Source organism: Paenibacillus taichungensis (assembly GCF_013359905.1).
Lineage (GTDB): Bacteria > Bacillota > Bacilli > Paenibacillales > Paenibacillaceae > Paenibacillus > Paenibacillus taichungensis.
This window is the reverse complement of sequence record NZ_JABMCC010000112.1, coordinates 103,681-116,158: the sequence shown is the minus strand read 5'-3', so window position 1 is coordinate 116,158 and position 12,478 is coordinate 103,681. Positions and strand designations below refer to the sequence as shown.

The window sequence follows — 12,478 nt, the reverse complement described above, 5'->3', positions numbered from 1 at the left end:
TATGAGAACTTCTATGAGGGAACGGGTGGGCCAGACAATTATTGTGTTTCTATTGGCCCTTCTCTGTATCTCGGTAATCTATCCATTCACGTATATGCTCGCCGTTTCCTTAAACGTTGGCAGCGATGCGGCAAAGGGCGGTGTCTATCTGTGGCCTAGAGAGTTTACTTTGTACAATTATGAGGTTGTGCTTGGGAATTCGGTTATTCAACATGCCTACTTAATTACGATATCCCGTACAATCGTAGGCACTTTTGTCGGCTTACTGATCACACTTCTGGCGGCTTATGGCTTGTCCTATCGGCAGCTTCCTTTCAGGAAATCCCTCCTGGGATACGTGCTGATTACGATGCTGTTTAGTGGCGGATTAATCCCTTTGTATATCCAGCTTAATCACTTGTCATTATTAAACTCATTCTGGGTGTATATCATTCCGTCCGCTTTCTCGGCGTGGAATATGTTTGTGATGATGAAATTCATCCAGGGGATTCCGGAAGCACTGATCGAATCGGCTGAGATTGATGGTGCCAATCCTGTCCGCATTCTCTTCGTTATTATTATGCCGCTTTCGAAACCCATGCTTGCAGCCATTGGCCTTTTTACTGCAGTGGGGCACTGGAATGACTGGTTTTCTGGCGCATTTTATGTTTCAGATCAGAATCTGATTCCGGTTCAAACGTTTTTGCAACAACTGCTGTCTGCCCAGGATATCTCGACTGTCCTCGGGTCCAACAATAATCAGGAAGCGCTTGCCCGGGGCACCATGCTCTCTAACGTTACACTGATGTCCATCAAAATGGCGACAGTTATGGTAAGCGCGCTTCCGATCCTGTGTGTGTACCCATTCCTGCAAAAGTATTTTGTAAAAGGTGTGCTTATCGGCTCAGTAAAAGGATAACCCAATGAAAAATGAAGCAACAGAATGGGTTTTCTAATCCTATACAATTTCAAAATAACCGAGGGGGACGTATGTGATGAGTTTACGTCAACAAAAGGGAAGAAAACTGGTGCTATTATCCTTGGCTCTACTGATGTTTGGGATAACGGCATGCTCAAGCAGCAGCACAGAGAGTGGCAGCAGTTCTGCAAATTCATTTAAGCTATGGCTGGGATGGAATGCAACAATTAATAACCAAAGCATGGTCCAAATGTATTGGAAAGAAAAGGAGCCGGGCATAGACGTTCGGCTGGAGGCTACGCAGGGAGATGTAATGACAGAGCTGAACCTGAAATTGAATACTGGTGGTTTTGATGATGCAGCTCTGTTCTCACGTAGTGATGTCGTGACCACTGCGATGACGCGTTCTGGCAGCGTTCTTCCGCTGGAGCAATACTTTGATATGCCGGATAAATATCCTGGATTGGCCTCCATTCCGAAAATCTATCTGGATCAGATGAAAGCTTCGGACGGACATATCTATTCCATTCCGACATGGTTTGATCAAAATCCCGATGATCCTTGGCCTGGTTGGGCTTCCTATGGCTGGTTTGTCCGTACAGATGTACTGGAGAAAACCGGCATGACGATGGATGATCTGAAATCGTTGGATGGTATAGAGAAGTATTTGAGATTGTCGGCTAAGCAGAAAGACGCAAACGGGAAACCGTTGATTCCCCTTAGTTTTCTCTCTGACGCAAGCGATGAAAATGTCATCCTGAGTACATTTGGCGTTACGGTCAGCACAGCGGGCGGCGTCATTCCAGTAGAGAAGCAAGGTAATGACTATCAGTTTATCTATGACAATCCACAATATAAAGCGGCTTATCAATGGATGAACAACATGTTCCGGGAAGGGCTTCTGGATCATGAAGCGATTACAGACAAGAAGGAGCGTTACAAAGAGAAAAACAAATCCGGACGTGTAGCCATGAATGCAGGTGGGTTCTTTAATATGGACGCACAGTTATGGGAGGTTCTTGACGGGCCAACCGATCCGGCATGGTACTATGATGTCATTCCCTATCCGAAAGTGGATGGCGTGAGTGAGATTGGCGCTAATCAGATTATCAATCCTTATCCTGCCAATGACGTTTTTATCAATAAAAATACTAAAAATCTCGATTCCATTCTTGCTTTCTTTGATTACACACTACAGCCTAAGCCCGAACAGCAGCAGGTTGTGAATGAAGGTCCGCCAGGAGTGTTCTGGGACTGGGTGGATAAACCGTTGGGAAAATGGGTGTACACGGATGAGAATTACAAGGCCTTGCATGATTCCGGAGATCAAGCGAAGAAGGCAAGCACGACGCCAGAGCTTTACGCGGCTTCTTCCTATAGTAATGACTGGTATCCATGGTGGAATTATGGGGTTACTGATCCGAAAGGAAGATTCAAAACGATCGAATTCACCGAAAAGATTGGCAAAATGGGTGGGACCCGGGTTGCTGAAAACTATGATATGGTGAAGGCCAAACCGGGTGGCTTATGGGAAAAATATTTGCCTGAACTTGATAATGTGCGAAAAGAGTATAAAGCCAAGCTGATTATGGCGAAGGATGACTCACAATTTGAACAGGCTTGGAGTGATTTCCAGGCTGCACTGGAAAAACGAGCACATTGGAGTGAGCTCAAACAGGAATGGCATGAGGAGCTTCAAGGCAAGCAGTAAATAGGAGACGGGGACTGTCGAACGTGGCAGTTCCCGTTTGGTATAAAAAAGTATACAATATCACAAATTTTATCCTATAGAACAAAATTGTGCGTACTATTTTCTGAAGGTTATATGGTTTATCATTGCCTTTGCAACTGAATATTGGATATTTATGCGGAGGTCAGGAAATGAATAAATTTGAATCACATCTGGGCTATACAAACATGTTTAAAGAAGAGCAACTTACGCTCGGGATATATTTTCCGATAGAGTCTTATAAGGGTAGTATCCCGGAGATGCAGTTAGAGCAACAAATGCAATTGGCGAAAAAGGCAGAAGAAGCGCGCTTTGCTTCCTTATTCGTTAGAGATGTTCCTTTAAATGTTCCAAGCTTTGGGGATGTGGGACAAATATATGATCCATGGGTTTTTCTTGGCTACTTGGCAGCTCATACGAAAAAGATTTCATTGGGTACCGGAAGTATGATCACCACACTACGCCATCCGTTGCATGTAGCAAAAGCAGCAGCTTCTGTTGATCGAATTTCCGGAAAACGTCTTGTGCTGGGCGTTGCTACGGGGGATCGTCCTAGCGAGTTTTCGGCATTTTCAGTGGACCGAGAACAACGTGGTGAATTATTTCAAGAATCTTTGCAAGTCATGAGAAAAGTCTGGAATGAAGATTTCCCGGTAATTCATTCACCAAGCCTTAACCTTCAGGGTGGCGATTTATTACCCAAACCGGAATTAAAGGATATTCCTATTTTGGTAACAGGCCATTCTTCGCAGACACCGGAATGGATAGCAAAACACAGTGATGGCTGGCTGTATTACCCACGAAATATCATTGATCAAGCATCACTTATTCAACAATGGCGTACATTAACGGATGAATTTAAGCCTTTTAATCAGTCGTTATATATCGATTTATCAGAAAATCCAGATGAAGATCCAACTCCTATTCACTTAGGGTTTAGGAGCGGATATAAATTTTTAATTGAATACCTCAATGCTTTAAAAGGAATCGGTGTGAATCATCTTGCATTTAACTTGAAATATGGAACACGTCCGGTTGACGAGGTGATTCAAGAATTAGGGGAGGAAGTGGTTCCATATTTTCCGGCGTTATCTAATAAATAGGTGCAATGTATGCATTTCGGTGCTAGACTACCAGTAAGATTAATTGTAAAGAAGGGAGAGGAAAAGGATGATTAAACATTTAGGTCGCATTAATGAATTGGCGAAAAAAGAGCGTGAAGAAGGTTTGACCAATGCGGAACGAGTTGAACAACAAGTATTACGAGAAGACTATTTACGGGAAATTCGTGGGCAAGTTCTAAACACTTTCTCAGTGCTTACCATACTCGATCCAGATGGAAATGATGTAACACCGGATAAAGTACGAAACGAAAAGGGAATCAGTTTGTAGGGAAAATAAACGTTGTTGGAAGATCGAAAAGCCTCCGAGTATTCATTGACAGAAATGGTGTGGATAAATACACTTGATTTGTAGTTGATTTCGTAGGATGCTTTTTGCACACTTTATAAATATTCATTATAAAGGTATTGTATAAAGTGTGTTTTATTATTTATCTTAGCAGTTTGATTGTTTCATGTATCGAAGTATTTATAACAGGAGTTGATAACATGACTGAAGAAGAACGAATTTTTAATGGGATCTTATTTAGCCCGGGCCATCATGACCTTAAGGCGATTAAGCTTCGCTCTCACAATCTTAGTAGTCAATATAGTCGTACTTTTGAGGATCAAGCGGAAGAACGCGAAGCATTACTCATGCAGATTCTGGGTCGAAAAGGAGAGCGTTGTTTTATACAAGGCCCCATTTTCTTTCATTATGGCGTTCACACAGAAATCGGTAACCATTTTTTTGCGAACTACAATCTGACCGTCCAGGATGATGCTAAGGTTACCATTGGTGATCACGTCAGCTTTGGACCTAATGTGACCATTGTTACACCGGTTCACCCATTCATTGCTTCAGAACGTCGACAAATGCTGGACCAAAACGGGGAACCTAAGTCGCTCTGTTATGCTAAACCTGTCACCATCGGAAATGATGTTTGGATTTCGGCTAACGTCACCGTATGCGGCGGTGTTACCATTGGCGACGGATGCGTCATTGGTGCTGGAAGTGTAGTGACCCAAGATATCCCTGAAGGATCTTTTGCAGCGGGTGTACCCTGCAGAGTCATTCGACCCATCACAGAATCGGACAGCATGCGTTATAAACCAGAGATTCTTGCCGATTGCAGCATAATTGAATAAAAGTGCTTAACTGTTTGTGTGTTTTTAGTTGAAAAAGCAGTTCGTATGATGTGTCACATTATTTTGGATAATAGATTTTCCCATTGAAAGTCGCTAAGCAGCGGCTTTTTTTTTTAGGTTGTAAGTTCTTGTTTCATTCCAGGCTAAGGTCCTTGTAGCAATTCCTGATTCGATGAGTATTCACTCAGTGGCAGCGTATAGATGTATGTGGTAAAATGTGATTATGGATAATTGATTTGAGTAACCTAATTCAATGGAGTTGATATATAAGATGGAGGACAAACAATTTAAGATTGGTCTTTCTAAGAAAGACGGTCAGCTCGGCTTCGTTTTTACCCGTGGAGGGCCGCGTGAGGGGGCAGGAAGAAAGGGAATCGGCGTGACAAAGAAGGTTTCCTTAACTCTAACTGAAGATATCTGGGAAGAAGTTGATCGTGAGTGTGAAGATCTAGAGATCTCTCGGTCTTCATTTCTAAGAAATTTGATTGAGGCCTATTACAACGCTAATAAGAAAGACAGGTGAATAAGTTGTTAGTACACTTATCAAGAAATCTACTATCTAAGTCTATTCAACATGTCTTTAAGGCTTTATCGAATAATAGTACGGGTGTCTTGTCCGGGCTGTACATATATGCAGGAAGCAAAGAGGTTGTTTTTAGCGGTAGTAATGCCAGTCTAACGGTTCAGCATAGGGCTTGTATTACTGATAATAACAAGATTCATATTGTTAAGCAGGGGAGCATTGTCTGCCCAGCCAAGTATCTATACGAAATCATTCGTAAATTGAATGATGGAAATGTGGTCTTGGAGGTGAACGAGCAACTTATACTAAGTATTACTTCTGGGAACACACGTGTTTGCCTGAGCGGAATGTCACCCATTGACCACCCATTTATCCCTACAACATATCATCAATACACAGGTAAAAGCATAGATGTATCGTCCAGCTTATTAAAGTCTTTGATTAAACAGGTAGCCGGGGCAGTTTCAACATCTGAGGCGAAACCGATTTTGACGGGAGTATCGCTGGAAGTTCAAGGAAATCAGCTTACTATGATTGCTACAGACGGGGTTATAAGAATGGCCTCACGGTCAATTTATATTGAGAACGAAAGGGGATTTTTCGGAAGTGCAGTAATTCCTGGTGTTAACTTAATGGAAATCGTCAAACTGCTGGACGATGAAGGCGACGGAATGGTAACTATACAACTTAGCCATCATGAGATCAGATTTATAACGCAAAATCACATTATTGAATCGGTGTTAATCGAAGGTTTATACCCATCAACCAGAAATCTTGTTCCAACCACTTATGTCTCCGAGATTATCTTGAATGTCAAATCATTTAGGCAAGTGATTGACCGCGTATTTGTGTTGGCTGATCATCATTTAATTACGATACATGTTTCAGAGAAGGGGTTGGAGCTTATATCAAGTACGTCCGAAATTGGTGATGTACGAGATGAGCTTCTTTTAGAAGACAAGAACGGAGAAAATTTTAGCATTTCGATAAATGGCAAGTATCTTATAAGTACATTACGGTGTATTGAATCAGATAACATCCGAATACGTTATGCTGGTACAAAAAGTCCGCTTGTTTTGCTTCCAGCTTCGGACAATAGCACATGGCTGTTCTTGTTGACTCCTGTTATGACAAAGGATAAACGATAGCTTTAAAAATATTATTTAAGTGATCGAGTAAAGACCGCTTGGTCTTCTAGAGAATTACACTGAAGAAAATGAAAGCGTTGACATTTGTTGTAGAGCATGATAATTTCATAACTATAATCTTAATGCTTTGACAGGGATGTAACCTCAATAGGGCATAACCTGGTATGTGGTTGTGAAGAATGATAAGTTTATAACTAAAACTAAATACCTTTTACAGGGATGTAACCTTAGTAGGGCATAACCTGATCTGATATGAAGCGCACTGAATTTAATTGTGCTTTATTGGATCAGGTTTTTTTGTTGAGATTGTGAGCGACTTCAGTAATTTAGAAGTCTTCATAATAAATATAAAAATCATAAATTGGGGGTAAGAAAATGAAAAAGAATCTTATTTTTAGCTTATTAATGATTATGATGGTGTTCAATTTAGCAGCTTGTGTAAGCTCAAATCAAAATGCAAGTGGAAATTCCGATGAGGATAATCAAGTAGCAGAAGAGCAAAAAGAACCAGGGAAAGTGACGATCTACCTTGTTCGTCATGGTAAAACCATTTTAAACAATACTGACCGGGCGCAAGGTTGGGCTGACGGCCCACTTATACCTGAAGGTGAAGAATTAATCAAAAATGTAGGGAAGGGACTTAGTGCAATACCATTTACTGCTGCTTACTCAAGCGATAGTGGTAGAGCTATACAAACAGCAAACTTGATCCTCGGTGCTAATCAAACCGAGGCAAAAAACTTAGAGTTAATTCAAAAACAAGGAATTCGTGAAGGATATTTTGGAAGTTATGAGGGAGAAAAGAATGAAGTTATGTGGGGAGATGCTGCTAAACACTTGGGTTTCGAAAGCCAAGAAGAACTTTTATCTAGCGGTGGTAATAATATCGAAAAGATAATGAATGCCGTTTCAGAAATTGATCCTTCTGGAGAAGCAGAAAGTTATGAGAAATTAAACGAGAGAGCTTTCAGCGAATTTAAATTAATTACAGATGAGGCTTATCAAAATGGTGGTGGGGACGTATTAGTGGTATCACATGGAATAACAATGGGAACAATACTTGCCCAAATTGATCCTAATAAAGTACCGGCCGCAGGTTTTGCTAATGGCAGTGTTACAAAGTTAGAGTATGATGGGAAAGATTGGAAAGTCTTAGAAGTAAATGAATTGAAGTATGTAGAAGAAGGAAAATCTAAATAAAAAATTAGTGCGGTCTTGGATCGTCATCCGTAATATTGAAAACGTCCAATTTCTTTCAAAAAGAAATTGGACGTTTAAGTCTGAACATAACTTGCGTATTAACTATTTTCTAATGCACTAGATTCTCTAGATCTGGTTGCAATTTGTTACGAAGAATATACAGCATGATGGCTCCAACAAGAAACGCGACGACATCCGCAATGACGAGTGACCATACAACCCCGTGGAAGCCATTCAATCGGTTCGCGATATAGAGTACAGGAATCAGAGTAATTCCTTGAATGACTGACATAACAAACGCGGCCTTTCCTTGCGCAGTTGCTTGGAAGATCCCCACAAACAACGAGGTCATTCCTGTAATGAACAAGGATAGGAACGTCACATGCAGAATGTAGCTACCCATTTCAATTAATTGCGGGTCATTCGTAAATAAACCAATTAAGTGGTCGGAAATCAAATAGACGACAACGCCGAACACAACAGCTAACGCCAAAATCGCTTTGATCGTAAATCCAATGGTATGCTTCATGCGTAATTTATTCGCTGTAAAAGAGAAGGCAATCAATGGCACAACTCCCTCACATAAGCCCATCAGAATAAACTCAGGAAATTGCAACAAGCGTGATGAAATTCCGTACCCCGCTATGGCCTGATTTCCATATTCGACAAGAAAATGGTTCAAAATGAGCGACATTGCACCCAAGAAGATACTCATGATAAAGACGGGAACTCCGATTTTGAAAACATTACTCATAATTTCCTTGGAAGCCTTGAACCATTTTACGGAGACAGTCAAGAATTGGCTTTTATACCCCATATGGAATGCGTAAAAAACACTGGCAACCAAGTTAGAAATGACCGTTGCAGAAGCAACGCCGATTATACCCCAATGGAAGATGAAGATGACAATCGCATCAAGAATAATATTTACAACCACACTGAGAATCATACCGATCATGGATGTGATTGCTGCACCCTCTGAGCGCACGATGTTCTCCAGCGTGAAGAATAATATGACGAAAGGTGAACCGATAAGCATAATCGTGACATAGTCTTTAGTAAATCCGAAGGATTCAGGCGTTGCTCCTAGGCTATGAACAATTGGGTCGATCAGCGGGAGGCCGATGGCCATTACGATAAGTCCAAGAACTAAACTGCTGTAAAAGGCGAATGAAGAAACATGTTTTAGATCCTCATATCTTTTTTCTCCTAACAAACGAGAGATGAATGTACCGCTACCCATACCAATCAAGTTGCCGAGCGCCATAATCACCGCGAATAAAGGCAAGGTTAGCGCGAGTGCGGTTAACATGGCAGTATTGCCTAATGTACCAAGAAAATAGGCGTTCAGGATAGAATAGATGACACTCATCGAAGTACCTAACATCATCGGTACAGCGAAGTGAGCTACAGCTTTTGCGATCGGTGCTTTTTCAAAATAATGGAGGTTTTCTGCATCCATGTGTGAGTCACTACTTTCTTCATTTATTTTTTGAAATGATTTGGAATTCAAATGCTATTCCAGCTTTCAATCTAACAGTGTTAGTTTGTGCCTTACAGTGTTAGATGGTATCATGAACTTATGAACCTGTAAAGCATAATCTTACACTGTTAGATAAAAGGGCGGATACGGATGAAAAAACAACAGCCTCAGATTTCGGAGGATAAGATTTTGGAAGCCTCTTGGGAGCTTCTTGGGCATGAAGGTATTGAGAAATTCAGTATGAGGCGATTGGCCGATCGGCTGGGTATTCAGGCTCCTTCTCTGTACTGGTACTTTAAGAGCAAGCAGCATCTCTACCAGCATCTGGCCAACCAGATATCGAAAATGATCCTAAACGAATTCCAATCCGATGGGGACTGGAAGGTGCAAATGGAGGGCCTTGCGATATCGATACGGAGTGTACTCCGCCGTTATCCCTGCTCCACGCAGCTTATGATGCAGACGCTGCCACATGAGCCGGACATGATTCGCTTCACCAACCGTATGCTTCTCTGCATGGAATCGACGCCACTTGAGCAAGAACAGAAATTGCAAGCCGTTCTTACGCTTGTGAACTATGTTTTCTTCTTTGTTCTGGATAATTATGAGCATCAGCGCACAGTATCAGTAATGATTAAGGATCAGGGAGAGCTTCCGGGCGGGGAGATGATTCAGCTCTTGGACTCCATGAGCGAGACAGAAGCAGGGTTGTTCCGAAGAATGCACAAGAGCGGGCTGTTTGAGATGATGGGGAGCGACGGAGCGTTTGAGTTCGGCTTGAAGCTGATTTTGTCGGGAATTGAACAGGTGATACAGGAACAAGGGAATTAGAATGTAAACAAAACCGTACATCCGGATATCGAATGTGCGGTTTTTGAAAAAAGGTTTGTTGTTAATCTTGCACTGTTACCTTCAAAATCGAATGGATGAGGCAAGATTATTTAGCAACAATTGTTATGAGAAAAACGTTTATAAACATATCCTTTTGAATTATTATTGGATCTACAGAGGATGAAAATAAGGAATTTGCATAGGAGGTTTTTGTGAAAACGGTTACATAATATATATTGAATGCAACACATATAAGGAGGACAGCTAGCGTACATGAGTTTATATCTGGAGATCCCGGAACTTGACAAACGACTCCCATTTCGAAGCTTTATTCACAAAGGGGATGTGCTCTGTTATCCTCACTGGCATAAGGAAATTGAAATTATTTATGTTACCCAGGGAAGCCTGGATTTGGGGTTGAATGACAATGTAATCCGTCTGAAGCAGGGGGAAGTCCAATTCATTAATGGCGGTGACGTCCACTTTTTTTTGTCATCGCCTGATAGTGAGCGAATTGTTATTCAATTTGATCTGAGCCTGTTCCAAGACGTATCCACACTAATTTACGATGATCGATCACTACGTGACATTTTTACTCAAATAGAGCAATCTAGCAGGAACTGGCCTCGTGAAACGGCAACCAAGCTTCTTCCTCTTCTGCAAAACATAAGCACAGAAGATTACGAGCGCAAAGAGGGCTATGCATATATGATCAAGGCCAAACTTTATGAAATGTTGACTTTTATTCTAAGAGAAGTACCAAGGGGGAGTGAGAAACATCGACCACAAATCTCGGAAAATATCCTGACTCCGACCAAAGAAATGTTATTAAAGCTGGAACGAATTTTTGAATATGTAGAAAACCATTACCAGGAATCAATTATACTAAAAGACGTTGCCGACTATATAGGGTTCAGTCCTTATTATTTCACTAAGTTTTTCAAGAAAAATACAGGAATGACCTTTGTAACTTTTCTAAATGAATATCGACTTAATAAAGCGAAATGGATTTTGCTCAATGAAAACTATTCGATTACCGAAATAGCAGAGCAAGCCGGATTCAATAGCGTTAAGACATTTCATCACTTCTTCAAGGAAGCGACGGGGACATCGCCTTTAAAGTATCGCATGACAATATCCGGGAATAAAACAGCAAGAAAATAGGAAGATAGTCTTTTATGAGACTTGTATGATAAGGGTATTAAACAAGTTGAGGTGCTATACATCTTGCATAAATCAAGGTCGCAGCCACTCATCTTTTTTACATAGAGTTTGCTGTGAGAAATCTAACATGTAGGTATATTCAAAAAGGGAAAGGACGATGAAGATGAATAACCGAATTTATAATATAGCAATTGTTGGCTTTGGAGGGATGGGCAGCTATCATTGCCAGTTAATTGAGCCTGTATCACAGATTTCCGTAATTGGGGTATACGATACTGTTGAATATCGAATGGAATTGGGAAAGGAAGCCGGCTATAAAACATACGCAAATCTGGATGCTGTGCTAACAGATGATCTGGTGGATATCGTTTTAATTGCTACGCCTAATGATGTTCATAAAGAAATAGCAATTCAAGCTCTGCAGGCTGGAAAACATGTGATTTGCGAAAAACCGGTTACAATAACCAGCAAGGATTTTAATGATATCGTTAAGGTAGCGAACGAGGAGAAACGTGTGTTTACGGTCCATCAAAATCGTCGCTGGGATGAAGATTTCCGGACTGCCAAGGACATCATCGATAAAAAGAAATTTGGAGAGCTGTTCCATTTGGAATCCCGGGTTCAAGGAGCCAACGGCATCCCTGGCGATTGGCGCCAGCTGAAGGATTACGGTGGAGGTATGCTGCTGGATTGGGGCGTGCATTTGCTGGACCAATTGCTACAGATTACAGATAGTCAAATTGAAAGTGTTGCGGCTAATTTAAGTTATATTTTGGGAACTGAAGTGGATGATGGTTTTACGAGTTATATAACGTTTAAAGATGGCCTGACAGCACTCATTGAAGTGGGAACAACCAATTATGTGAAGTTACCGAGATGGTATCTCAAAGGAACGGAAGGTACAGCAGTGATTAGGGACTGGGATTTAAGTGGAGAGATTATCACTCGAAATCCGGATGTTGCTCATATAGAGCCGAAACCTATCCAAGCGGGACAGGGATTGACCAAAACGATGGCACCGCCGTCCGAACAGTCCACGCTAAAGTTTGCGATAGAAAAGCCGGACTTGGATGAGCAAAGCTTCTATGAAAATTTTGTCTCTGTACTCGAAGGGAAATCTGAAATTGCAATTAAGAACGATGAAGTTCACAGAGTACTTGTACTGATTGAGACCATTTTTGAGGCAGCAGAGACCAGAAGTGTGATCCATAGAAGTATTTAACACGCTTTCTGTTATTGCTGTAACTACCATA

12 protein-coding genes are annotated in these 12,478 nt (G+C 41.3%); 11 read left to right on the top strand and 1 reads right to left on the bottom strand.

Annotation, left to right across the window (positions count from 1 at the left end; genetic code table 11):
• Position 1 precedes the first annotated feature (1 nt).
• The 8 genes from HP548_RS16595 (at position 2) to HP548_RS16560 (ending at position 7,747) form a co-directional block, all read left to right on the top strand.
• Positions 2–898 carry a carbohydrate ABC transporter permease gene (locus HP548_RS16595; protein ID WP_063562693.1) on the top strand — a complete coding sequence of 299 codons (897 nt, stop codon included), beginning with the start codon at positions 2–4 and terminating at the stop codon, positions 896–898.
• A 76-nt stretch (positions 899–974) separates the two neighbouring features.
• Positions 975–2,609: a type 2 periplasmic-binding domain-containing protein gene (locus tag HP548_RS16590; protein ID WP_175382285.1), complete on the top strand. Its 1,635-nt coding sequence runs from the start codon at positions 975–977 to the stop codon at positions 2,607–2,609.
• Between the two features lie 170 nt (positions 2,610–2,779).
• Positions 2,780–3,730, top strand: a complete 951-nt coding sequence (locus HP548_RS16585; RefSeq protein ID WP_076289249.1) for an LLM class oxidoreductase — start codon at positions 2,780–2,782, stop codon at positions 3,728–3,730.
• A gap of 67 nt (positions 3,731–3,797) precedes the next feature.
• The gene (locus tag HP548_RS16580) at positions 3,798–4,019 is read left to right on the top strand and encodes a DUF896 domain-containing protein (RefSeq protein WP_076289250.1); all 222 of its coding nucleotides are present in this window, start codon (positions 3,798–3,800) and stop codon (positions 4,017–4,019) included.
• 218 nt (positions 4,020–4,237) lie between these two features.
• Positions 4,238–4,876 (top strand): sugar O-acetyltransferase, encoded by a 639-nt coding sequence (locus HP548_RS16575; protein ID WP_175382284.1) that lies wholly within the window; start codon positions 4,238–4,240, stop codon positions 4,874–4,876.
• A 271-nt stretch (positions 4,877–5,147) separates the two neighbouring features.
• On the top strand, positions 5,148–5,399 hold the full coding sequence (locus tag HP548_RS16570; RefSeq protein WP_163760630.1) for a ribbon-helix-helix domain-containing protein: 252 nt from the start codon (positions 5,148–5,150) through the stop codon (positions 5,397–5,399).
• Positions 5,396–6,547, top strand: coding sequence for a DNA polymerase III subunit beta (gene dnaN, locus HP548_RS16565; RefSeq protein ID WP_175382283.1), 1,152 nt, complete (start codon positions 5,396–5,398; stop codon positions 6,545–6,547). The genes HP548_RS16570 and dnaN overlap by 4 nt, the downstream gene beginning before the upstream one ends.
• 375 nt (positions 6,548–6,922) lie before the next feature.
• Positions 6,923–7,747, top strand: a complete 825-nt coding sequence (locus HP548_RS16560) for a histidine phosphatase family protein (protein WP_175382282.1) — start codon at positions 6,923–6,925, stop codon at positions 7,745–7,747.
• 109 nt (positions 7,748–7,856) lie between these two features.
• On the opposite strand, the gene HP548_RS16555 is transcribed toward HP548_RS16560, so the two are convergent.
• On the bottom strand, positions 7,857–9,209 hold the full coding sequence (locus HP548_RS16555) for an MATE family efflux transporter (protein ID WP_175382281.1): 1,353 nt from the start codon (positions 9,207–9,209) through the stop codon (positions 7,857–7,859).
• A 171-nt stretch (positions 9,210–9,380) separates the two neighbouring features.
• On the opposite strand from HP548_RS16555, the gene HP548_RS16550 reads away from it, so the two are divergent.
• The 3 genes from HP548_RS16550 (at position 9,381) to HP548_RS16540 (ending at position 12,447) form a co-directional block, all read left to right on the top strand.
• Positions 9,381–10,061 (top strand): TetR/AcrR family transcriptional regulator, encoded by a 681-nt coding sequence (locus HP548_RS16550; protein WP_076289252.1) that lies wholly within the window; start codon positions 9,381–9,383, stop codon positions 10,059–10,061.
• Positions 10,062–10,334: 273 nt separating this feature from the next.
• The gene (locus tag HP548_RS16545) at positions 10,335–11,225 is read left to right on the top strand and encodes an AraC family transcriptional regulator (RefSeq protein WP_175382280.1); all 891 of its coding nucleotides are present in this window, start codon (positions 10,335–10,337) and stop codon (positions 11,223–11,225) included.
• A 157-nt stretch (positions 11,226–11,382) separates the two neighbouring features.
• Entirely contained in the window at positions 11,383–12,447 is a 1,065-nt protein-coding gene (locus HP548_RS16540) for a Gfo/Idh/MocA family protein (protein WP_175382279.1), read from the top strand.
• Positions 12,448–12,478: the final 31 nt, after the last annotated feature.

Excerpts from the sequence above, each read along its gene's own strand:
- HP548_RS16595 (WP_063562693.1), top strand. The coding sequence starts at position 2 with ATGAGAACTTCTATGAGGGAACGGGTGGGCCAGACAATTATTGTGTTT.
- HP548_RS16590 (WP_175382285.1), top strand. The coding sequence starts at position 975 with ATGAGTTTACGTCAACAAAAGGGAAGAAAACTGGTGCTATTATCCTTG.
- HP548_RS16585 (WP_076289249.1), top strand. The coding sequence starts at position 2,780 with ATGAATAAATTTGAATCACATCTGGGCTATACAAACATGTTTAAAGAA.
- HP548_RS16580 (WP_076289250.1), top strand. The coding sequence starts at position 3,798 with ATGATTAAACATTTAGGTCGCATTAATGAATTGGCGAAAAAAGAGCGT.
- HP548_RS16575 (WP_175382284.1), top strand. The coding sequence starts at position 4,238 with ATGACTGAAGAAGAACGAATTTTTAATGGGATCTTATTTAGCCCGGGC.
- HP548_RS16570 (WP_163760630.1), top strand. The coding sequence starts at position 5,148 with ATGGAGGACAAACAATTTAAGATTGGTCTTTCTAAGAAAGACGGTCAG.
- HP548_RS16560 (WP_175382282.1), top strand. The coding sequence starts at position 6,923 with ATGAAAAAGAATCTTATTTTTAGCTTATTAATGATTATGATGGTGTTC.
- HP548_RS16555 (WP_175382281.1), bottom strand. The coding sequence starts at position 9,209 with ATGGATGCAGAAAACCTCCATTATTTTGAAAAAGCACCGATCGCAAAA.
- HP548_RS16550 (WP_076289252.1), top strand. The coding sequence starts at position 9,381 with ATGAAAAAACAACAGCCTCAGATTTCGGAGGATAAGATTTTGGAAGCC.
- HP548_RS16545 (WP_175382280.1), top strand. The coding sequence starts at position 10,335 with ATGAGTTTATATCTGGAGATCCCGGAACTTGACAAACGACTCCCATTT.
- HP548_RS16540 (WP_175382279.1), top strand. The coding sequence starts at position 11,383 with ATGAAGATGAATAACCGAATTTATAATATAGCAATTGTTGGCTTTGGA.